Source organism: Phreatobacter oligotrophus (assembly GCF_003046185.1).
GTDB lineage: Bacteria > Pseudomonadota > Alphaproteobacteria > Rhizobiales > Phreatobacteraceae > Phreatobacter > Phreatobacter oligotrophus.
The window spans coordinates 250920-271888 of record NZ_PZZL01000003.1; the positions used below are offsets into that span (position 1 = coordinate 250920).

The following is a 20969-nucleotide window of genomic DNA, read 5'->3' on the forward strand; positions in this document are numbered from 1 at the left end:
CCGGCCTGCAGTCGCAGGACCGCGCCCGGCTGGTGCGCACGCTGCGCGCCGCCCAGTCCCTCGCCCGCGACGGCTGCCCCAACCGCGATCCCTGGCTGCTGCGCCGCGCCACCGGCATGGTCAATGCCGTGAACCGCGAGGTTCGCCTGCCGCCGATCGACCTGCCGGGCTCCGCCCGCCCCTGACGCAGGCCCGCCACCCGAGGGATCGGGTGGTTCCCCGTGCCCCCGCGCGCTAGACCGGTCCGCCCCGACCGGAGCCGACGCCGTTGAGCCTGCGCGACTGGAGCCTCCTCATCTTTCTGTCCATCCTCTGGGGTGGCTCCTTCTTCTTCGTCCGCGTCGCGCTGGACGACCTGCCGCCGCTCACCCTCGTCCTGTCCCGCGTGCTGATCGGCGCCGCCGTCCTCGCCGTGGTGATCCGTATCTCGGGCGAGGCCCTGCCGCGCCGTCCCATGGTGTGGTTTACCCTGGCGGTGATGGCGCTGCTCAACAACGTCATCCCCTTCTCGCTGATCTTCTGGGGCCAGACCGCCATTCCCGCCGGGCTTGCGGCCATCCTTAACGCCACCACGCCGCTCTTTACCGTGGTGGTGATGCACCTCTTCACCACCGACGACCGGGCGAGCCCGAACAAGGCGGCGGGCGTCGCCCTCGGCTTCCTCGGCGTGGTGGTGCTGGTGGGGCCGGCCGCGCTGGGGCGCCTCGACACGCCGCTCTGGGCCATTGCGGCCTGTCTCGCGGCAACGCTGTCCTATGCCTTTTCCGGCCTCTGGGGGCGGCGGATCAAGGCGCTCGGCATCTCGCCCACCATCACCGCCTGGGCGCAGCTCAGCGTCACCACGGTGGTGATGACGCCCATTGTTGCGCTGGTGGACCGGCCCTGGACCCTCGCCATGCCCGGCATGCCGGCCATCCTCGCGGTCCTCGCCCTCGCCATCCTGTCGACGGCGCTCGCCTACATCATCTTCTTCCGCCTGCTAGCGACGGCCGGGCCGAGCAACCTGCTGCTCGTCACCTTCCTCATCCCGGTCTCGACCATCCTGCTGACCAGCCTGTTCCTCGGCGAGCGCCTGGCGCCGACCCATTTCGCCGGCATGGCGCTGATCGGCCTCGGCCTCGCCGCCATCGACGGGCGCCTGTGGCGGCGGATGGTGGGAGCTAAGGGCAGCTAAGCCCGCAAGGGAGCGCTTTTGGTCTGCCCCTCACCCTTCCCTCTCCCCGCCAGCGGGGAGAGGGTCCGGAGGCGTTCCGCCCTCGTCGTTCCCGGTGCGCACCGCTGCATGGTCGGCGAACGGACACGACGCTGGTCCAACCCTCTCCCCGCTTGCGGGGAGAGGGAAGGGTGAGGGGCCTTGGCCGGCCGCCAAGCAAACGCTGATTAGCCCTCCCCGCCCGCCAGAAGGCTGGCATTGCCGCCGGCCGCGGCGGTGTTGACAGTGACCACCTGCTCCAGCGCGAAGCGCGGCAGGTAATGCGGCCCGCCGGCCTTGGGCCCGGTGCCGGAGAGGCCCGAGCCGCCGAAGGGCTGGGTGCCAACCACCGCGCCGATCATGTTGCGGTTCACATAAACATTGCCGTTGGCGAGGCGCGCCACGACCTCCTCGACCACCTGGTCGATGCGCGAATGGATGCCGAGGGTGAGGCCCGTGCCATTGGCGGCGATGGCGTCGGTGAGCCTCGCGAGGCCCCCCGCCTTCCAGGTCGTGACATGCAGGACGGGGCCGAAGACCTCCTCGGTCAGGTCCTCCGGCTTCGCCACGCGAATGACGGCCGGCGGCACGAAGAGGCCCGGCGGCAGGTCGGCGGGGAGCCGCGCCTGCCAGACGAGCCGGCCCTCCGCCTTGGCCCGCTCCACCACCGCCTCCAGCCGCGCCTTGGCCTCGGCATCGATGACCGGGCCGACATGGGTCGCGGGGTCCATGGGGTCGCCGATGCGCAGCTCCGCGGCGGCGCCGATGACCATCTCCAGCATGCGCTCCGCCACGTCCTCCTGCAGGCAGAGCAGGCGCAGCGCCGAGCAGCGCTGGCCGGCGGAGCGGAAGGCCGAAAGCACCACATCGTCGCTCACCTGCTCGGGAAGCGCGGTGGCATCGACGATCATGGCGTTGATGCCGCCGGTCTCGGCGATGAGCGGCACGATGGGCCCGCGCTTCGCCGCCAGCTGGCGGTTGATGATCCAGGCGACCTCAGTGGAGCCGGTGAAGGCGACACCGGTGACGCGTGGCTCGCCGACGAGCAGCGCGCCGACCCGCCCGTCGCCGGGCATGAGCGCCAGGGCGTCGGCGGGGATGCCCGCCTCATGGGCGAGCGCCACGGTCGCCGCAGCGACCAGCGGCGTCTGCTCGGCGGGCTTGGCGATGACGGCATTGCCGGCGGCGAGCGCCGCCGCCACCTGGCCGAGGAAGATCGCCAGCGGGAAGTTCCACGGGCTGATGCAGACAATGGTGCCGCGGCCGCGCAGCCGCAGGCGGTTTTCCTCACCCGTGGGCCCCGGCATCACCACCCCCTCGCCGAACTGGCGGCGGGCCTCCTGCGCATAGTAGCGGCAGAAATCGACCGCCTCACGGACCTCGGCGACGCCGTCGTCGAGCGTCTTGCCGGCCTCGCGGGCGAGCAGCGCGCAGAAGGTGCCGAGCCGCGCCTCCAGCTTGTCGGCGAGCGTCTCCAGCGCCTCGGCGCGGGTGCTGACCGGCGTGCGGCTCCACACCGCGAAGCCCGCCGCCGCGCGGTCGAAGGCCGCCGTCACGGCGGCCGCATCCGCCTCCTCGACCGCGCCGACGGGCGCCCCGTCCACCGGGCTCGTCACCGAGCGGATGGCGCCGCGCAGCGCCTTGCCGCCGACCAGCGGGCGCGCCGCCTCGGGAAAGCTGGCCGGGCCCTTGGCCACGGCTTCGCGGAAGAGGGCGAGTGCGCGCGCATCGCCGAACTCGACGCCGGCCGAGTTCACACGGCCCGGCGCATAGAGGTCCTTCGGCCGCGGCAGCTTCACCGGCCGCGCATCGGCGGCGGCGCCGATCCAGCTCTGCGGCCGGGTCAGCAGCGTTTCCACCGGCACGGCGGGATCGGCCGAGGCCGAGACGAAGGAGGAATTGGCGCCATTTTCGAGAAGGCGTCGCACGAGATAGGCGAGGAGGTCGCGATGGCCGCCGACCGGCGCATAGGTGCGGCAGGCGGCGTCCGGCAGCGTCGCCAGCAGCGAGTCGTAGAGCGCCTCGCCCATGCCGTGCAGCCGCTGGAACTCGTAGCCCTCGGCGCCGCCGGCCTCCTCGAGGATCGTCGCGATGGTCAGCGCATTGTGGGTGGCGAATTGCGGATAGATGCGCGGCCGCGCCGCCAGCAGCCGGCGGGCGCAGGCCATGTAATGGAGGTCGGTCATCGGCTTGCGGGTGAAGACCGGGAAATCAGCAAGGCCGCGCTCCTGCGCCCGCTTCACCTCGGTGTCCCAGTAGGCGCCCTTCACGAGCCGCACCATCAGCCGCCGGTCGAGGCGGGCGGCGAGGTCGTCGAGCCAGTCGATCACTGCCAGCGCCCGCTTCTGGTAGGCCTGCACGGCAAGGCCGAAGCCGTCCCAGCCGGCGAGAGAGGGATCGGCCAGCACCGCCGCGATCACGTCCAGCGACAGTTCGAGCCGGTCCGCCTCCTCGGCGTCGACGGTGAAGTTGAGGTCATGGGCCTTGGCGGCCTGGGCGAGGGCGAGCAGCTTCGGCACCAGCTCGCCCATGACCCGCTTGGCGCTCACCGCCTCGTAGCGCGGGTGCAGCGCCGAGAGCTTCACGGAGATGCCCGGGCGGTTGGGCAGCGCCTCGTTGCCCGCGCTCTTGCCGATGGCGGCGATGGCGGCGTGGTAGGAGGCAAGGTAGCGCTCCGCATCGGCGGCGGTGCGGGCGCCCTCGCCGAGCATGTCGTAGGAGTAGCGGAAGCGGCGGGCGGCGCCGGCCCGGCCCAGCGCCTCCTCGATGGTCTGGCCGAGGACGAAATGCGAGCCGAGCAGCCGCATGGCCTGCCGCGTCGCGGCGCGCACGGTCGGCAGGCCGAGCCGCTTGCCGAGCGTCTCCAGGATGCCCTCCGGCGTCTCGCCGGGATGGATGACGCGGGCGGTGACGCCGAGCGCCCAGGCCGAGGCCGAGACCAGCCACGCCTCCGAGCGCGTCGCCCGGTGCGCCCAGTCCGTGCCCGACAGCTTGTCCTCGATGAGCGCGTCGGCGGTGCGCGAATCCGGCACGCGCAAGAGCGCTTCCGCCAGCACCATGAGGGCGAGGCCCTCCTTGGTGGTCAGCGAATATTCGCGCAGGAAGTCCTCGATGCCGCCGAGCCCGCCCGACTTCGCCCGGATGGCGCCGATGAGCGCCCGCGCCCTGTCGTCGATCCGCGCCTCGGCGGCGGCCGGCAGCGCCGCACCGGCGAGCAGCCGGGCGGCGATCGCCTCGTCGGCTTCGGCATAGGGGGCATCGAAACGGGGAAGGAGCGACATCGGGGGCCTCGCTAGCTGATATCGCGACGATATCGGCTCGCCGGCCGTGCTTCGATATGCTATTTCGGCGGCTTGATAGTGATATCGATGGCCGAGAGGCACCTCTACCGTGATATCTTCGGAAGGCCTTGGCCTCGATGGCGTCGACCGCCGCATCCTTCGCCTGTTGCAGGATGACGGCCGCATTTCGAACGTCGATCTCGCCGAGCGGATCGGCCTGTCCCCCACCGCCACGAGCGAGCGGGTGAAGCGGCTGACCCGCGACGGCTACATTGCCGGCTATGGCGCGCGGCTCGATCCGGTGAAGCTCGGCCGCGGCTTCCTCGTCTTCGTCGAGGTGACGCTGGACAAGACCACGCCGGACATTTTCGACCGTTTCGCCGCGGCGGTCGCCCGCGCGCCCGACGTGCTGGAATGCCACCTCGTCGCCGGCGGCTTCGACTATCTCGTCAAGACCCGGGTCGCCGACATGGCGGCCTACCGCGCCTTCCTCGGGGATGTGCTGCTGTCGCTGCCGGGCGTCCGCGAGACGCGGACCTATGCGGTGATGGAAGAGGTCAAGGCCACCGCGAACCTGCCGGTCTAGGCCTGCTCGTGCGACGGGGCGGCAGCTGCCGCCATGGCATGGCGCCTTGCCGCGTGGGCGGCCAGCCGATCGGCCAGCGTGCTTGCTTCGCGCGCCATGGATGCGAGGTTGCCCCCGCGGCCCTTGCCGCTGCGGATCATCACGTCGATCGCCGCCAGCGCCTGTTGCAGGCCAACCAGCGTCTCGAAACTCGGCATGGGTATGCTCCTCCGGACACCCGGAGGCTAGGAACGGTCGGTTTCAGACCATCGCTGGATGCCAGCGCTCATGTTGCCGGTTGAAACAGGAGGCAATGGTCAGCCCGGCCGGCACTCCACGCGATGGGCCACGGCCGCCGCCACGGCAGAGGGCGTGTAGGGCAGCGGCACGTAATCGCCCTTGGCCCAGCGCTCGAACAGGTCGCGGTAATGCGGCGAGTTGGGATTGCCCGACTGTCCCGGCGTGTTGATCGTCACGGAACGGTCGAGATCGGCGAGGTCGACGACGAGGCGGAAGGACGAGCCCATCATCGTGCGGAAATCCGTGCCCCGATAGCCGGTATGCATCGGCGTGACCGACGAACCGGCATGGGGGATCGGCCCGATGGACCAGGCCTTCGCCGTGTCGGGCGGCAGGAGGAAGGACAGGGGGTGCTCGAAATAGCCGTGGTGCAGCTTGCCCCAGGCCCAGCCGGCCGGATCGGGCCCCAGGAGCTGGACCATGTCGGCATAGGCCGCGCCAAGGGACGAGAGCAGGATCGCGTCGCGCGCCGCTGCCGGATCGGCGCCGAACCGGTCGTCGGGCGCCTCCAGCACGGCGAGTGTGCCGTCGACATCGCCCGGCACCATCAGCGCATGCAGGTCCGGCGCAACGATGGCATTCCACAGCGCCTTCTTCAGGTGCCGCGACCACCAGACCTCGAAGAGCGCGCCGGCGGCAGAGTCCGCGGTGAGCGCATGGTCCCAGTTGGCGAGCAGTGCGAGGGCCTTGGCCGTCGCCTCGTCCCCGACCTTGAGGCCCGCGAGCAGCTGGCCGAGCCGCCGCGCCGGGATCGACACCACGTCGGTCTGCAGCGCCCGCGAGGTCGAGAGCGTGTGCGGCGAGACCGAGGACAGCACCTCCGCGATGCGGGTGGCGCGGGAATAGTCGACCCATTCGAAGCCGAAGGGATAGGCCTGATGGTCCCAGCCCTCCGGCACGTTCATCTCGTTGGCCGAGAAGACAAAGCCGCGCGACGGATTGTGGATGACTGGCGCCTCGGCCCGGTCGCGATAGCCCGCCCATTCGTAGCGCCCGTCGCCCGGCACCGGCATGAGCCCGTCCCAGTTCGGCCGGATCGGGTTGATGCCCGCCGGCATCCAGGCGATGTCGCCGGCCTTGTCGGCGAAGACGAGGTTGCACGACGGCGTGCCCCAGGTGACGGCGGCCGCGCGGAACTCCTTCAGGTTCTTGGCGCGCATCAGCTTGTGGGCGACGAGATAGGGCGCCGTGCCAGGCTCGAAATAGGCGGCGCGCACCGCGTAGATCCGGCCCGCGGCCGGGTCCTCGTAGACCACCGGCCCGTGGCGGGTGAACTTCAGCGTCAGCACCTGGTCCGGGCAGCCCTTCACCTTCACCGTCTCGGTGACGGTGCGGACCTTTTCCCATCCCTCGCCATAGCGATAGCTGTCGGGATCGCCGGCCTTGGTCTCGTAGACGTAGAGGTCTTCCTGGTCGATGTAGAAGATGGTCAGTCCCCAGGCGATCGTGCCGTTATGGCCGATCATCACGCCGGGCACCGAGGGTTCGCCCGCGCCCACCACGTCGAGGGTCGGGCAGGTCAGGTGGAAGACCGTGCGCAGCGACGGCATGCCGTGGATGCGGTGCGGGTCGGAGGCGAGGATCGGCATCCCCGTATCGGTCTTCGAGCCATGCACCGCCCAGTTGTTCGAGCCGGTGTACTGGGCATCGAGCACCACTTCGAGCAGGTCGGTGGTGGACCGCCATTTCGGGGCGTCCGCGAGCGTCGCCGCGAGGCGCTCCTTGGAGAAGGTGGCGTTGGCCGTGGCGAGCTTGACCATGTCGAGCACGCGCATCGGGATGGAGGCGGGGTCGAGCCCCTCCGGCACGACCGGCGTCACCTGCGGCTCCAGCCAGCGGCGCAGGAGGTCGGTGCGGTGGTCGGCCTTGCCCTGGACCTGGCAGCGCAGGATCTCCGAGAGCACGTTGCGGGAGAGGGAGTGGGTACGGACGCGCGACACGTCCTCGGGCGCCCAGCGGGCAGGCTTGGTGCCGAGCAGGCCGAACTCGAAGGGCAGCAGCGAGGGGTCCGCCTCGGTCATGCCAATGAAGGCATTGATGCCGGCGGCGAAGGCGGTGAAGGTCGCCTTGGCCTCCGGCCCGTAGCCGGCATATTCCGCCTCCATGTCGCCGCGATAGAGGAAGAGGCGCGAGGCGCGGTCCTGTTCGAGATAGCCGGGCCCGAAATCGGCGGCGAGCAGGCCGAGGCCGCGCTTGCGGAACAGGTCGATCTGGAACAGCCGTTCGCGGGCGACGTGGAAGCCCTGGAGGAAGAACAGGTCTGCCTCGTTCGCCGCCTGGATATGCGGGATGCCGTTGGCGTCGATGCCGATGGTGCCCGGTGCCGAGAGCCCGGGAAGGGCGAGGGTTTCTGTCGTGGCCATCGTCATGAACACCGCTGCGAGGGGAGGCGGAGTCTGCACAGCCTCCGGTGCGGTGTCATCCGACGCAGCGGAAGATGAGGCCTGCAACGATGCGGGCCTATCGCCAAGCAATACGATTTGACCGATGCAGCATGGTCGCGCAAGGCGGCCGGACTTGGCATAAGGGGATGGCGGAGGCGAAGCAGCGCATGAAGGTCACGGTCCTGGGTTCGGGAGACGCGTTCGGCTCGGGCGGGCGCTACTCCACCTGTCTCCATGTCGCAGCGAGCGACGGCGCGGTCATGCTGCTCGACTGCGGCGCCACCGCCATGCTGGCGCTGCAGCGCGCCGGCATCGACCGCAACACCGTCTCGGCGATCCTGCTGACGCATTTCCACGCCGACCATGTCGGCGGCCTGCCCTTCTTCCTGCTCGATGCTTTGTTCGAATCCCGCCGCAAGGCGCCGCTGACCATTGCCGGCCCCAAGGGGGTGGAGGAGTGGATCGCGCGGGTGACCGACACCGCCTTCCCCGGCTTCGGCACCAACAGCTTTCCCTTCCCCATCCACTATGTGGAAGTGACCCCGGAGACCGTGACCGAGGTGGCGGGCCATCAGGTCACCGCCTTCCCCATGGACCACGACCAGCGCGCCGGGCCCTGCCAGGGCTATCGCCTCGCCCGCGACGGCCGCGTCTTCGCCTATTCCGGCGACACCCGCTGGACCGAGAGCCTGGTGCCGCTGGCGGCCGGCGCCGACGCCCTGCTCATCGAGTGCTACACCTACGACAAGCCGCTGAAGAACCATCTCGACTGGATGAGCCTTGCCGCCCGCTTGCCGGACCTCGCCGCGCGCCGCATCGTGCTCACCCATATGGGTCCGCAAATGCTGGCGAACCAGGACAAGGCGACGCTGGAATGTGCCTTCGACGGCATGGTGATCGAGGTCTGACGTCATGAGCACGGCCGTCACCGACCCCCGGATCGACCAGCTCTTCGCCGCGGCAAAGGCGGCGCAGGCGAAAGCCTATGCGCCCTATTCGCGCTTCCGCGTCGGCGCGGCCCTGCACTCCGACACGGGCGGCATCCATGCCGGCTGCAATGTCGAGAATGCCGCCTATCCCGTTGGCACCTGCGCCGAGGCCGGCGCCATCGCCGCCATGATCCTCGCCGGCGACCGCGCCATCACCGAGATCCTCGTCCTCGGCGAGGGGCCGGAGCTCTGCACGCCCTGCGGCGCCTGCCGGCAGCGGCTGCGCGAGTTCGGCGCCGCTTCGCTGAAGGTCCATGTCGCCGGGCCGGAGGGCCTGCGCGCCCATTTCACCCTCGGCGAGCTGCTGCCGCACTCCTTCGGCCCGGACAATCTCGCATGAACGCCGCCGACGCGATCACCCGCCGCGCGGGCGCGGAGCCCATTGCCGCAGCCATCGTGCTCGGCACCGGCCTCGGGCCGCTGGCGGACGCCGTCGCGGAGGCCGTGGCGATCCCCTATGCGGATCTCCCCGGCTTCCCCCATGCCGGCGTCTCCGGCCATGCCGGCCGGCTGGTGATCGGGCATCTTGGCGGCCGCCGCGTCGCCGTCCTGCAGGGCCGCGTCCACACCTACGAGACCGGCGATCCCCGCGCCATGAAGCCGGTCATCGACACGCTGAAGGCGCTCGGCGTGCCGCGCCTCCTCCTCACCAATGCGGCGGGCTCGCTGCGTCCGGACATGCCGCCGGGCAGCCTCATGGTCATCGAGGACCACATCGCCCTGTTCGGACCGAACCCGCTCATCGGCCTCGCCGGCGACGACCGCTTCGTGCCGATGAACGGCGCCTATGATGCTGGCCTGCGCCAGGCCATCGCATCCGGCGCGGCCGAGGCCGGAATCCCGCTGTTCGAGGGCGTCTATGCCTGGGTCACCGGGCCGAGCTTCGAGACCCCCGCCGAGATTCGCGCGCTGCGCACTCTCGGCGCGGATGCGGTCGGCATGTCCACGGTGCCGGAGGTGATCCTTGCCCGCCATGCCGGCCTTCGCGCCGCCGCCCTCTCGATGATCACCAATCTTGCCGCGGGCCTTGCGCCGGAAGCGCCCTCCCATGCCGAGACCAAGGCGGTGGCGCATGCCGGCGCTGCGGCCATGGCCGCGGTGATCCGCGGTTGCCTGACGAGCCTTGCTGATGCCTGATGCCGCCTTTGCCCGCCGCGCCATCGCGCTGCTGGACCTCACCGACCTGTCCAACGGCCTCGACGAGGCCGGCGTCGAGCGGCTCTGCGCCCGCGCCGTGACGCCGCTCGGGCCGGTGGCGGCGGTGTGCCTCTGGGCCGGTTTCGTGCCCCAGGCCCGCAGGCTCTTGCGCGGCACGCCGGTGCGCATCGCAACGGTCGTGAACTTCCCCGCCGGCGAGGACGACGTCATGCGCGCTGCGGACGAGGCCCGCTACGCCCTGCTCGACGGCGCCGACGAGATCGACGTCGTCCTGCCCTGGCGGTCTCTGATCGCCGGCCGGCAGGAGGTGGTGGGCGCGCTGCTCGGCGCGGTGCGGGCGGTGGTTCCCCCCGGCAAGACCCTCAAGACCATCCTCGAGACGGGGGAGCTCAAGACCCCGGCGCTCATCCGCGCCGCCGCCCGCATCGCCATCGGCACCGGGGCGGACATCATCAAGACCTCCACGGGAAAGACCGCGGTCTCGGCGACGCCCGAGGCGGTCAGGCTGATGCTGGAGGAGATCCGCGCCTCGGGCCGTCAGGTGGGCCTCAAGCCCTCCGGCGGTATCCGCACGGCGGACGATGCCCGCGCCTATCTGGCGCTCGCCGACGAGATCATGGGCGAGGGCTGGGCGCGGCCCGAGACCTTCCGCTTCGGTGCCTCGGGCCTCCTCGATGCGTTGCTGGTAGAAGGAGGCGCGACGTGACCTTCATCCCGCAGGAGATCATCCGGGCGAAGCGCGACGGCGCCACGCTGTCCCCCGACGACATCGCCGCCTTCGTCGGCGGCATCGGCACGGGAACGGTGACCGAGGCGCAGGTCGCCGCCTTCGCCATGGCGGTGTTCTTCAAGGGCATGACCATGGACGAGCGCGTGGCGCTGACCCGCGCCATGACCGCTTCCGGCAAGAGCCTCGCCTGGTCCGACCTCTCGCTGCCCGGCCCCGTCCTCGACAAGCACTCGACAGGCGGCGTCGGCGACGCAGTTTCGCTGATGCTGGCGCCGCTGGTGGCGGCGGCCGGCGGCTTCGTGCCGATGATTTCCGGCCGCGGCCTCGGCCATACCGGCGGCACGCTCGACAAGCTGGAATCGATCCCCGGCTATGACGCGACCCCCGACCACGACCGCTTCCGCCGCACGGTCAGGGATGTCGGCTGCGCCATTATCGGCCAGACCGCCGATCTCGCCCCTGCCGACAAGGTCATCTACGGCGTGCGCGACGTCACCGCGACGGTGGAGTCGATCCCGCTAATCACCGCCTCCATCCTGTCGAAGAAGCTCGCCGCCGGGCTCGACGCCCTGGTCATGGACGTGAAGACCGGCTCCGGCGCCTTCATGCCGGACTTCGAGCGCTCGGCCGAGCTCGCCCGCTCCATCGCCACGGTGGCGACCGGCGCAGGGCTCCCGACCATCGCCCTCGTCACCCCCATGGACCAGCCGCTGGCGCCCGCCGCCGGCAATGCGCTGGAGGTCCGCGTCGCCATCGACCACCTCACCGGCGGGCTCTCCGTCTCGCGCCTCCACGGCGTCACCATGGCGCTCGCCGCTGAAATGCTGGTGCTCGGCGGCCTTGCCCCCGACCTCGACGCGGCGCTGGGTAAGCTGGAGCGGGTGCGCGACAACGGCCGCGCCGCCGAGATCTTCCAGCGCATGGTCTCGGCGCTTGGCGGCCCATCCGACCTCGTCGAGCACCCGGACAAGCACCTGCCCCGCGCGCCCCTCGTGCGTCCCGTCCCGGCCCCGGCGGCCGGCACGGTGCTCGCCATCGACACCCGCGCGGTCGGCATGGCGGTGGTGGCGCTCGGCGGCGGGCGGACCCGCTCCGCCGACCCGGTCGACCATGCGGTGGGCCTGACAGACCTCGTCGCCCTCGGCGACAGGCTCGAGGCAGGCCAGCCGCTCGCCCTCGTCCATGGCCGCGACGACGCCGCGATCGCCGCGGCCAGCGCCATGCTGGCGGAGGCCGTCACCCTTGGCGAGGGCGGCGCCGCCATCGGCGCGCTGGTCCAGGCGCGGATCACCGGCTGATGACCCGCGCCCTCATCCTCGTCCTCGATTCCGTCGGCATCGGCGCGGCGGCCGATGCCGCGCGCTATGGCGACGCGGGCGCCGACACGCTCGGCCATGTCGCGGAGTGGTTCGCGGCCCATGGCGAGCCCTTCGCCCTGCCGAACCTCGACCGTCTCGGCCTCGGCGCGGCCGCAGCAGCCTCCACGGGGCGCCTGCCGCCGGGCCTCACGTCCGATGGCCCCTTTGCGGGGCGCTGGGGCTATGGCGTCGAGACCTCGCGCGGCAAGGACACGCCCTCCGGCCATTGGGAGATCGCCGGCCTGCCCGTGCCCTTCGACTGGGGCTACTTCCCCGAGACGGTTCCGGCCTTTCCCGCCGACCTTACCGCGGCGATCATCCGCGAAGCAGAGCTTCCCGGCATTCTCGGCGACTGCCACGCCTCCGGCACCGAGATCATCGCCCGGCTCGGCGAGGAGCATGTGCGGACGGGCAAGCCGATCCTCTACACCTCGGCCGATTCGGTCCTGCAGATCGCCGCCCACGAGACCGCCTTCGGCCTCGACCGGCTCTACGCGCTCTGCGCCATCGCCCGCCGGCTCTGCGATCCGCTCGGCATCGGCCGCGTCATCGCCCGGCCCTTCATCGGCACCGACGCCGCAAGCTTCGTGCGCACCGCCAATCGCCGCGACTATGCCGTGCCGCCGCCCTCTCCGACCATCCTCTCGGCGGCCGAAGCGGCGGGCCGCAGCGTCGTCACCGTCGGCAAGATCGGCGACATCTTCGCCCATGTCGGCACCGGCACGGTGCTGAAGGCCGCCGGCAACGCGGCGCTGGGCGAGCGCACCCTCGAAGGGCTCGCGAGCCTGCCCGATGGCGGGCTGCTCATGGCCAATTTCATCGATTTCGATTCGCTCTATGGCCATCGACGCGACCCGGAAGGCTATGGCCGCGAGCTCATGGCCTTCGATGCCTGGCTGCCGACGCTTGGGGCCGCGCTCCGCCCCGGCGACCTCTGCATCGTCACCGCGGACCATGGCTGCGATCCGACCTTCAAGGGCACGGACCACACCCGCGAACACGTGCCGGTCCTGGCTTTCGGGCCGGGCCAGCCGGCCGGCCCCATCGGCAGGCGCGCGACCTTCGCCGACATGGCCGCAACGGTTGCTCGCCATCTCGGCCTTACCTGGACCGGCGCCGGCACCGCCTTCTGAACGGCACCAGCGGGCCCCATCCGCGTTCTCCCCTTGCCGCGGGCGGTGCGCCATGTTTCACAGGGCGCGATTTCCACGGGCATCCCGCCGTCGCGAGGCCGTCGCATGTCGCTCCTGAAAGTCTATTGGCGCGTCCTCAAGCAGCTCGGCCCCGAGACGCGTCTCGGCATGATCCTGCTCACCTGCAACATCGTGCTCGCCTGCATCATGTTCGCCGAGCCGATCCTGTTCGGCCGGATCATCGACACGCTGACCCGCGCCCAGGCCCAGGGCCGCGTGGTGACCTGGGCGGAGATCCTGCCGCTGGTGGTGGCCTGGGTGGTCTTCGGCCTCTTCACCATCACCGCCGGCGTGCTCGTCGCGCTCCATGCCGACCGCATGTCGCACCGGCGCCGCCTCGCCTTCATGCAGCATTTCTTCGAGCACGTGCTGAACCTGCCGCTCAGCTACCATTCCGGCGCCCATTCCGGCCGTCTGCTGAAGCAGATGCTGGAAGGCTCCAACGCCATGGCCTGGCTGCTGCTCTCCTTCCTGCGCGAGCACTGCGCCTCGATCATCGCGCTGGTCATCCTCGTGCCGGTGTCGCTCTGGGTGAACTGGCGCCTCGGCAGCCTGCTCGTCGTCATGGTGTTCTTCTTCTTCTTCCTGACGAGCTGGGTGCTGCGGCGCACCGAGAGCCTGCAGGGCAGCGTTCAGGAGTACCACAACGCCCTCGCCGAGCGGGCGACGGACGCCCTCGGCAACGTGCCGGTGATCCAGTCCTTCACCCGCGTCGAGGCCGAGGTCCGCGCCATGCGGGCGACCGTCGACGCGCTGCTCGCCGCCCAGATCCCGGTCCTCTCCTGGTGGGCGATCGCCGCGGTCGCCTCGCGCGCCTCGGCGACGCTGACCGTGCTGTCGATCTTCCTCGTCGGCACCTGGCTGCACATCAACGGCCTCGCGACGATCGGCGAGATCGTCACCTTCATGGGCTTCGCCACCATGCTGATCGGCAAGCTCGAGGCCCTCGTCGGCTTCATCAATGCGGTGTTCCTCGAAGGGCCGAAGATCAAGGACTTCTTCGACGTCGTCGACACCGCCCCGCAGGTGCGCGACCGGCCCAACGCCACCGATATCGGCCGCGTCGAGGGCACGGTGGCCTTCGAGAACGTCTCCTTCTCCTATGACGGCAAGCGGCCGGCGGTGGCCGACCTTTCCTTCGTGGCGAAGCCCGGCGACACCATCGCCCTCGTCGGCTCGACCGGCTCGGGCAAGTCGACCACCCTGTCGCTGCTCCACCGCGTCTTCGACCCGCAGTCCGGCCGCGTGCTCATCGACGGCCACGACATCCGCGACATCCTCCTCGTCTCGCTCAGGCGGAACATCGGCGTCGTCTTCCAGGAGCCGATGCTCTTTGCCCGCACCATCCGCGAGAACCTGCAGGTCGGCCGGCCGGAGGCGACTGAGGAGGAGATCTGGCAGGCCTGCGCCCGCGCCCAGGCGACCGAGTTCCTCAAGCGCCAGCCGGACGGGCTCGACACCGAGGTGGCCGAGCGCGGCCGCTCGCTCTCCGGCGGCGAGAGGCAGCGCCTCTCCATCGCCCGCGCCCTGCTGAAGGATCCGCCGATCCTGATCCTCGACGAGGCGACCTCGGCGCTGGACGCCACCACCGAGCAGAAGCTGCAGCTGGCGCTGGAGGAGGTGATGAAGGGGCGCACGACCTTCGTCATCGCCCACCGCCTCGCCACCATCCGCCACGCCACCCGCATCCTCGTCTTCGACCAGGGCCGGGTGATCGAGGCTGGCACCTTCGAGGAACTGGTGGCGCAGGGCGGGACCTTCGCCAACCTCGCCAAGGCCCAGTTCATGGCCGGCACCGAGGATGCGCCGGCGCCGAAGCCGGTGGTGGAGACCTGAGGGGGGCTTGTCCCCCGGTAGACCCTGCACAACGGCAAGTGCGTCCTTCGAGGCTCGCCTTTCAGGCTCGCACCTCAGGATGAGGATGGTCGTAGTTTGCAGGGCGGCAGGCCCCGCCGCGCGTGACCTCATTGCAAGGCACCACCTCCCTCATCCTGAGGTGCGAGCCCCGGCGATGCGGCAGCATCGTCCGGCGGCGAGCCTCGAAGGACGCACTTGGGCGGTGCAGCGCCCTTCTTGCGGAAGAGCCGCCGGACTCTCAGCCCGTCATGCCCGGGCATGACGACGAGCAAACGGAGCTGCCGGAGAGATCAGGCAGCCGCGCTCCCTCACCCGAAGGTCAGGCTCATCGGTTTCACCGCAATCCCCTCGACCTCGGTCGACCAGGTCTCGCCCGCGGCCACCGGGAAGGCCCGCGTGACCGTCCCCGTGGTGATGATCTCGCCCGCCGCAATGGGGCTCGCCAGCGGATCGGCAGCCAGCACGCCGGCGAGGTGCCGCATCGCCGAGAGCGGGCCATCCAGCACATTGGCGGCAACGCCCTGGTCGATGCGCTCGCCATTGCGATAGAGCGTGATCGAGAAGGTCGTCAGCGCCTTCAGCCACCCCTCCGCATCGCCCTCGACCTCTATCCGCGGTCCGCAGAACAGCGCGCCGTGCAGGCCGAAGGCGGCCTGGCAATCGGCGCCCTGGAAGCGCCAGCCCGGGAACAGCGACTGGACGATCTCGAAACCGTGGGCCACCCAGCCCACCGCGCCGAGGATGGCGCGCTCGTCCATGCCGGCGGTCACCGGCGCCTTGAAGCCGAGCACGATCTCCGGCTCGATCCGCGGCTCGACGAGATGGCCGATGGCCACCGTCGTCGGTCCGTCCACGTCCCGGAAGGTCGTGTCGTAGACCGGGCCCCAGATCGGCGAGTAGACGCCGTATTCCGCCCAGATGGTCCGGTTGGTGAAGCCGATCTTGCGGCCGATGATGCGCTCGCCGGCCGCCACGCGCCGCCGCGCCACCTCATGGCCCACCTTCTCGCCATCCGCGACGGAGAAGGTCGGCTCGAGGCTCGTCAGCGGACCGATCTGCCGGCGCGAGCGATAGGCGGCCAGCACCTCGTCGGCGAACATCCGGGTCTGGGGCGAACAGAGCGACATGGGAACCGTCCGGGCGAGGGGACATGAAAAACCCCGGCCGCGAACGGCCGGGGTCGGAGAGGATCAAAGCGGCGCAGCGCCTCAGCGGGTGGGCGACGCCGGAGCGGCCGGGGTGGCCGGCGCCGGGGCGGCGGCGGCGCGCTGGCTCGGCGGGAAGGCCGGGTCGGTCGCGGTGCCGCGCAGCAGTTCGAGGGCTCGGCCGATCTGCACGTCCTCCTTCTGGTCCTGCGGCACGTAGACGGAGGAGGCGGAGCGCTCCTCGTTGGCCTCGGTGTTGTTGCGCAGGTGGCCGCGCAGGCCTGCCTCGCCGCGGTTCTCCTGCAGGCGGGCGCGCATCGCCTCCGGCACCGGCTGCTCCAGCACGATGTCCGGATCGATGCCGCGCGCCTGGATGGAGCGGCCCGACGGCGTGTAGTAGCGCGCCGTGGTGAGGCGCAGGGCGCCCTGGTTGCCGAGCGGGATGATGGTCTGCACCGAGCCCTTGCCGAAGGACCGGGTGCCGAGCACGGTCGCCCGCTTGTGGTCCTGCAGCGCGCCGGCAACGATCTCGGAGGCCGAGGCCGAACCGCCGTTGATCAGCACGATGACCGGCTTGCCGCCGGTGAGGTCGCCGGCGCGGGCGTTCCATCGCTGGGTCTCCTCGGCATTGCGGCCGCGGGTCGAGACGATCTCGCCGCGCTCCAGGAAGGCGTCGGAGACCGATACCGACTGGTCGAGCAGGCCGCCCGGATTGTTGCGCAGGTCGATCACGTAGCCGCGCAGCTTGTCGGCCGGCACCTTCGCCTTGATGTCCTCGATCGCCTTGCGGAGGTTGTCCGTCGTCTGCTCGTTGAACTGGGTGACGCGGACATAGCCGATGTCGTCGCCCATCACCGAGTGGCGCACGGCGCGGATGACGATGCGGTCGCGGGTGATGTCGATGTCCCGCGGGGCGGCGCCGGAGCGCGTCACGCGGATGGTGATCTTCGAGCCCACCGGGCCGCGCATCTTCTCCACCGCCTGCTGCAGAGTGAGGCCCTGGATCGGCTCGTTGTCGATGTGGGTGATGATGTCGTTGGCGAGGATGCCCGCCTTCGAGGCCGGCGTGTCGTCGATCGGCGAGACGACCTTGATCAGGCCGTCCTCCTGGGTGACCTCGATGCCGAGGCCGCCGAACTCGCCGCGCGTCTGCACCTGCATGTCGCGGAAGTTGCGCGCGTCCATGAAGCTGGAATGCGGGTCGAGGCCGGTGAGCATGCCGTTGATGGCGCTCTCGATGAGCTTGGCGTCATCGGGCTTCTCGACATAGTCGGTGCGCACCCGCTCGAAGATGTCTCCGAACAGGTTGATGTGCCGATAGGTGTCGGAAGCCGCGGCATTGGCCGGCATCCCGAGGATGGCGCGGGGTTGCGTGACGGCGACGGTCGCCAGCGCGCCCATGGCGGCACCGGCTAGGAGGATCGAAGCTCTGCGCATCATCCGCGAACCCTTTCATTGGCCTGTGGCCCCGGTGTCCGTGTCGTCCACCAGGGCGCCGGGTCGATGCTCGACCCGTCTTTGCGAAACTCGACATAGAGGACGGGCTGCGTCGCGCCCGTCGTCACGGCGGAGGCTGGCGGCGGGGTGTGGCCCATGACCCCCACCGGCTCCCCCGCCAGAACGAACTGACCCAGATCGACCGTGATCCTGTCCATTCCGGCGAGCACCAGATGATATCCGCCGCCGGCGTTGAGGATCAAGAGTTGCCCGTAGGTCCTGAACGGCCCGGAATAGACCACCCAGCCATCGGCCGGGGCGGTCACCGCAGCCCCCGTGCGGGTGGCGATGGACAGGCCGCGCTCGCTGCCGCCGAGCCCGTCCGGATCGCCGAATTCACGCAGGCGCACACCCAGAACGGGCAGGGAAAGGCTGCCGCGCGCCTGCTCGAAGGGCATGGCGGGGTTGATCCGAGCCGCGTTCTGCAGCGCCGCCATCTGCTGGCGGCGGTCGAGCGGGGCCGCCCCGCGCGCCACCGTGGTAGTGCGGGCGGCATCCGCGGCGCGCTGCGCGGCGCTGATTTCCGTCTCCATCCGGCCTATCAAATGTTCGAGATCGGCGGCCTGCCGGGCGAGCGCCGCGGCGCGCGTCTTCTGCGCCTCCAGCGATTGTTCGCCCGAGCTGACCTCCGTCCGGCGCGCCTCGGCCAGCGCATCGAGCCGCACCCGCTCGTCGCGCAGATGGGCGGCCTCGCGGCGCAACTGCTCCTGCTCGCTGGCGATGCGGCGGCGCAGGCCCGACAGTTCCTCGAGGTCGCGGGCGAGCACCGTCACCGCCTCGCGCATTTCCGGCACGAGCGTTCCGAGCAGCATGGCGGTGCGCACGCTCATCAGCACGTCGTCCGGGCCCACCAGCATGGCCGGTGGCGGGCGGCGGCCCATGCGCTGCAGCGAGGCCAGCACCTCGGCGATCAGCTCGCGCCGCTCGTGCAGCGACTGGCGCAGCGTAAGCTGGCGGGCGTCGAGCCCTTTCAGATTGTCCTCGAGAACGGTCATCCGCTCCTCGCCGGCGCGCACCCGGCGCACCGCATCGAGCGAGGCGGCGACGAGCGCGGCGCGGTCGTTGCGGAGCGCTGTGACCTCGGCCTCAATGCGCGATCGCTCGGCCTGGCTCTTCGCCAGATCCGCCTGGATGGCGTCGAGCTCGCGCTGGCGCTGCCGCCGCTCGGTCTCCGCCCGCTCGGCCGGGCTCGCCGGCTCGGCGCGCAGGGCCGCGCCCGCGCCGGGGACGGCGACGGTCAGGGCGGCGGCGAGGGCAAGGAGGGGCGAGCGCATCGGGCCCGAATCACGAGGGACGGGAAGGGACCGATGCTACATGGGCGGGGCGCCGGGCGGAATCGCGGCGCCGCCCCGCCCTTTTCGCGGCGGGGCGCACGTTCAGGTGAGAACCGGGCGTGAGACCGGGGCCTCAGTTGAACAGGGCGTCGATGTCGTCCTGGCTGGCGTGGCCGGCGTCCTCCTGGAGCTTCGGACCGTTGAGCAGGGCCGCATCGCCCGTCGCCTCGGCAATGCTCTCCACCTCGATATCCTTGAAACTGTCGAGGCCGCCCCAGATCTCCATCATCTTGACGATGCGGTCCTCGATGAACTTCAGCGTGTTCACCACCTTGGTGATGCGCTGTCCGGTGAGGTCCTGGAAGTTGCAGTGCTCGAAGATGGTGATGATCTTCTGCTGGATGTCGTCGACGGCGGCCTTGTCGTGCGTGCTCTTCAGGCCGGCCGAGAGCTGGTTGGCCAGCTGGTCGATGACCTCCGCCGCGCTGAGGATGCCCTCGGTGGCCTGCTCCGTGCCGGTGACGATGGCGTCGAGCTCATGCGTCACGCGCGTCATCTGCTTGCCCTTGAAGCCGGTGACGTGGAGCGTGGCGATCTCGTGCTTGGTCTGGTCGATGGCCTGCCAGATCTGGTCCAGCTCGGCCTTCAGCTTCATCGCCTCCTGCATTTCCTGCTTGTAGGCGTCGATCATCTGCCGCGTGACCTCTTCGGCCGGGCGGATGAGGGCTTTCAGCTGCTTGATCTCGGTGAGGATCTCGTGATGGCCGTTGGAGCCGGCCGACCCGCCTGAGGGGGCGGCAACCTCCGGCTGGGAAATCACTTCGATGCGAAAGGCTCGTTTGGTGGCGCGCATGGACGTTCCGGGCAGGGCGTGTCACCGGTCGGGCAGGTACCGGTCGTGGCAGCGACGATGCGGCGGGAGGGTTAAGGCGTGGTTCCGAAAGTGCCACATCGGCGATCTGCACAATGAGAAAACAGGGTAGGGTTAACCGGTGGTATCGACGTAGGCATGCCCCGCCGCGGCAGGTGCGCCGCGATTGGCAAATCCTTAACCCTAAAGAAGATCGAAGCGGCTTAACGCAGCGAAAAGCATCGGCGAAGCAGCGGCGTTTACCATTTCTGGGGCCTTCGCGGTGCTTGTCTTGACATGACGGCAAGGACGACGGGTGCGAGCCCGTCCTGCTTCAGTATTGCGTTCAACGAGTCCGCCGATGTCCCGCTTCGCCTTGAAGGCCGCAGCCGCGGCCCTGCTGCTTCTTTGCACCGCCCACGAGGCCTCCGCCCAGATCGCCGGCGCCCGCCGCTCCGACCTTGGCGGCGGCTTCATCGAGTTCCTCTACCAGGGCGGCCAGCCGACCGGCCCGATCGCCGGCGCCCGCCGCGCCGGACCCGCCCCCGAGCCGGCGGCCCCCGCAGCCCATCTGCGCGCCAGCTACCAGGTCTCGCCGCAGGTGGAGCCGGTGCGCCCGCTTCTCGCCCCGCCCGCCGGCGCCGTGCCGCAGGGCGCCGCGCCGCAGGGTCAGCGCACCGCCGAGCCGCGCGGCATCGACCCGCGCTTCCTGCCGCAGGTCGTGCCCTATCGCGGCGGCCAGCGCCCCGGCACCATCGTCATCAACACCGCCGAGCGGCACCTCTATCTCGTCCAGGCCGACGGAACCGCCATGCGCTACGGCGTCGGCATCGGCCGCCCCGGCTTCGGCTGGACCGGCACCAAGACCATCACCCGCAAGGCCGAGTGGCCGGACTGGCGCCCGCCGGCCCAGATGCTGCGCCGCCGCCCGGACCTGCCGCGCTTCATGGCCGGCGGCCCCGCCAATCCGCTCGGCGCGCGGGCCATGTATCTCGGCTCCTCGCTCTATCGCATCCACGGCTCCAACGAGCCCTGGACCATCGGCCAGGCCGTGTCCTCCGGCTGCTTCCGCATGCGCAACGAGGATGTCATCGACCTCTACAAGCGGGTGCGCGTCGGCACCCGGGTGGTGGTCATGTGAGCTTCGCCGCCGGGGTCCCGCCGGACCCCGCGGCATGTCTTGCGGCGGGCAAGCG

Annotated in this window: 17 protein-coding genes; 10 read left to right on the forward strand and 7 right to left on the reverse strand. The window is 70.6% G+C overall.

Annotated features, from left to right (window positions below; genetic code table 11):
• Nucleotides 1-268: 268 nt before the first annotated feature.
• On the forward strand, nucleotides 269-1174 hold the full coding sequence (locus C8P69_RS08375; protein WP_108176009.1) for a DMT family transporter: 906 nt from the start codon (nucleotides 269-271) through the stop codon (nucleotides 1172-1174).
• Nucleotides 1175-1380: 206 nt separating this feature from the next.
• Here the strand turns inward: C8P69_RS08375 and putA are convergent, their stop codons facing one another.
• Complete coding sequence (putA, locus tag C8P69_RS08380) at nucleotides 1381-4473, reverse strand: bifunctional proline dehydrogenase/L-glutamate gamma-semialdehyde dehydrogenase PutA (protein WP_108176011.1); 3093 nt, start codon at nucleotides 4471-4473, stop codon at nucleotides 1381-1383.
• 112 nt (nucleotides 4474-4585) lie between these two features.
• Between putA and C8P69_RS08385 the strand changes: the two genes are divergently transcribed.
• Complete coding sequence (locus C8P69_RS08385) at nucleotides 4586-5059, forward strand: Lrp/AsnC ligand binding domain-containing protein (protein ID WP_108176551.1); 474 nt, start codon at nucleotides 4586-4588, stop codon at nucleotides 5057-5059.
• On the opposite strand, the gene C8P69_RS08390 is transcribed toward C8P69_RS08385, so the two are convergent.
• Both C8P69_RS08390 and C8P69_RS08395 read right to left on the reverse strand, forming a co-directional pair.
• Complete coding sequence (locus tag C8P69_RS08390; protein WP_108176013.1) at nucleotides 5056-5256, reverse strand: hypothetical protein; 201 nt, start codon at nucleotides 5254-5256, stop codon at nucleotides 5056-5058. The genes C8P69_RS08385 and C8P69_RS08390 overlap by 4 nt on opposite strands.
• A gap of 99 nt (nucleotides 5257-5355) precedes the next feature.
• Nucleotides 5356-7701 carry a penicillin acylase family protein gene (locus tag C8P69_RS08395; protein WP_245901939.1) on the reverse strand — a complete coding sequence of 782 codons (2346 nt, stop codon included), beginning with the start codon at nucleotides 7699-7701 and terminating at the stop codon, nucleotides 5356-5358.
• Between the two features lie 188 nt (nucleotides 7702-7889).
• On the opposite strand from C8P69_RS08395, the gene C8P69_RS08400 reads away from it, so the two are divergent.
• From C8P69_RS08400 to C8P69_RS08430, 7 genes are all read left to right on the forward strand, one after another.
• Nucleotides 7890-8630 (forward strand): MBL fold metallo-hydrolase, encoded by a 741-nt coding sequence (locus C8P69_RS08400; protein WP_170118178.1) that lies wholly within the window; start codon nucleotides 7890-7892, stop codon nucleotides 8628-8630.
• 4 nt (nucleotides 8631-8634) lie between these two features.
• Complete coding sequence (locus tag C8P69_RS08405) at nucleotides 8635-9051, forward strand: cytidine deaminase (protein WP_108176017.1); 417 nt, start codon at nucleotides 8635-8637, stop codon at nucleotides 9049-9051.
• Nucleotides 9048-9848 (forward strand): purine-nucleoside phosphorylase, encoded by an 801-nt coding sequence (locus tag C8P69_RS08410; protein ID WP_108176019.1) that lies wholly within the window; start codon nucleotides 9048-9050, stop codon nucleotides 9846-9848. Before C8P69_RS08405 ends, C8P69_RS08410 begins: the two co-directional genes overlap by 4 nt.
• Nucleotides 9841-10575: a deoxyribose-phosphate aldolase gene (gene deoC / locus C8P69_RS08415; protein ID WP_108176021.1), complete on the forward strand. Its 735-nt coding sequence runs from the start codon at nucleotides 9841-9843 to the stop codon at nucleotides 10573-10575. The genes C8P69_RS08410 and deoC overlap by 8 nt, the downstream gene beginning before the upstream one ends.
• Nucleotides 10572-11897, forward strand: a complete 1326-nt coding sequence (gene deoA / locus C8P69_RS08420) for a thymidine phosphorylase (RefSeq protein WP_108176023.1) — start codon at nucleotides 10572-10574, stop codon at nucleotides 11895-11897. The genes deoC and deoA overlap by 4 nt, the downstream gene beginning before the upstream one ends.
• Complete coding sequence (locus tag C8P69_RS08425; protein ID WP_108176025.1) at nucleotides 11897-13090, forward strand: phosphopentomutase; 1194 nt, start codon at nucleotides 11897-11899, stop codon at nucleotides 13088-13090. Before deoA ends, C8P69_RS08425 begins: the two co-directional genes overlap by 1 nt.
• Before the next feature lie 105 nt (nucleotides 13091-13195).
• Complete coding sequence (locus C8P69_RS08430; RefSeq protein ID WP_108176027.1) at nucleotides 13196-14986, forward strand: glucan ABC transporter ATP-binding protein/ permease; 1791 nt, start codon at nucleotides 13196-13198, stop codon at nucleotides 14984-14986.
• A gap of 329 nt (nucleotides 14987-15315) precedes the next feature.
• Here C8P69_RS08430 and C8P69_RS08435 read toward each other — a convergent pair whose 3' ends face one another.
• The 4 genes from C8P69_RS08435 to C8P69_RS08450 all read right to left on the reverse strand — a co-directional run bounded on the left by C8P69_RS08435 (nucleotide 15316) and on the right by C8P69_RS08450 (nucleotide 19776).
• Entirely contained in the window at nucleotides 15316-16134 is an 819-nt protein-coding gene (locus C8P69_RS08435; RefSeq protein WP_108176029.1) for a 2-keto-4-pentenoate hydratase, read from the reverse strand.
• Nucleotides 16135-16215: 81 nt separating this feature from the next.
• Entirely contained in the window at nucleotides 16216-17592 is a 1377-nt protein-coding gene (locus tag C8P69_RS08440) for a S41 family peptidase (RefSeq protein WP_108176030.1), read from the reverse strand.
• Nucleotides 17589-18923, reverse strand: a complete 1335-nt coding sequence (locus tag C8P69_RS08445; protein WP_108176032.1) for a murein hydrolase activator EnvC family protein — start codon at nucleotides 18921-18923, stop codon at nucleotides 17589-17591. Before C8P69_RS08445 ends, C8P69_RS08440 begins: the two co-directional genes overlap by 4 nt.
• Before the next feature lie 133 nt (nucleotides 18924-19056).
• Nucleotides 19057-19776 carry a protein phosphatase CheZ gene (locus C8P69_RS08450; protein WP_108176034.1) on the reverse strand — a complete coding sequence of 240 codons (720 nt, stop codon included), beginning with the start codon at nucleotides 19774-19776 and terminating at the stop codon, nucleotides 19057-19059.
• A gap of 358 nt (nucleotides 19777-20134) precedes the next feature.
• Here C8P69_RS08450 and C8P69_RS08455 point away from each other — a divergent pair, with 358 nt between their 5' ends.
• The gene (locus tag C8P69_RS08455) at nucleotides 20135-20914 is read left to right on the forward strand and encodes a L,D-transpeptidase (RefSeq protein ID WP_108176036.1); all 780 of its coding nucleotides are present in this window, start codon (nucleotides 20135-20137) and stop codon (nucleotides 20912-20914) included.
• Nucleotides 20915-20969: the final 55 nt, after the last annotated feature.

Bases quoted from the DNA above. Each gene is read 5' to 3' on its own strand.
- putA (WP_108176011.1), bottom strand. From the start codon at position 4,473: ATGTCGCTCCTTCCCCGTTTCGATGCCCCCTATGCCGAAGCCGACGAG.
- C8P69_RS08390 (WP_108176013.1), bottom strand. From the start codon at position 5,256: ATGCCGAGTTTCGAGACGCTGGTTGGCCTGCAACAGGCGCTGGCGGCG.
- C8P69_RS08395 (WP_245901939.1), bottom strand. From the start codon at position 7,701: ATGGCCACGACAGAAACCCTCGCCCTTCCCGGGCTCTCGGCACCGGGC.
- C8P69_RS08400 (WP_170118178.1), top strand. From the start codon at position 7,890: ATGAAGGTCACGGTCCTGGGTTCGGGAGACGCGTTCGGCTCGGGCGGG.
- C8P69_RS08405 (WP_108176017.1), top strand. From the start codon at position 8,635: ATGAGCACGGCCGTCACCGACCCCCGGATCGACCAGCTCTTCGCCGCG.
- C8P69_RS08410 (WP_108176019.1), top strand. From the start codon at position 9,048: ATGAACGCCGCCGACGCGATCACCCGCCGCGCGGGCGCGGAGCCCATT.
- deoC (WP_108176021.1), top strand. From the start codon at position 9,841: ATGCCTGATGCCGCCTTTGCCCGCCGCGCCATCGCGCTGCTGGACCTC.
- C8P69_RS08425 (WP_108176025.1), top strand. From the start codon at position 11,897: ATGACCCGCGCCCTCATCCTCGTCCTCGATTCCGTCGGCATCGGCGCG.
- C8P69_RS08430 (WP_108176027.1), top strand. From the start codon at position 13,196: ATGTCGCTCCTGAAAGTCTATTGGCGCGTCCTCAAGCAGCTCGGCCCC.
- C8P69_RS08435 (WP_108176029.1), bottom strand. From the start codon at position 16,134: ATGTCGCTCTGTTCGCCCCAGACCCGGATGTTCGCCGACGAGGTGCTG.
- C8P69_RS08440 (WP_108176030.1), bottom strand. From the start codon at position 17,592: ATGATGCGCAGAGCTTCGATCCTCCTAGCCGGTGCCGCCATGGGCGCG.
- C8P69_RS08445 (WP_108176032.1), bottom strand. From the start codon at position 18,923: ATGCGCTCGCCCCTCCTTGCCCTCGCCGCCGCCCTGACCGTCGCCGTC.
- C8P69_RS08450 (WP_108176034.1), bottom strand. From the start codon at position 19,776: ATGCGCGCCACCAAACGAGCCTTTCGCATCGAAGTGATTTCCCAGCCG.
- C8P69_RS08455 (WP_108176036.1), top strand. From the start codon at position 20,135: ATGTCCCGCTTCGCCTTGAAGGCCGCAGCCGCGGCCCTGCTGCTTCTT.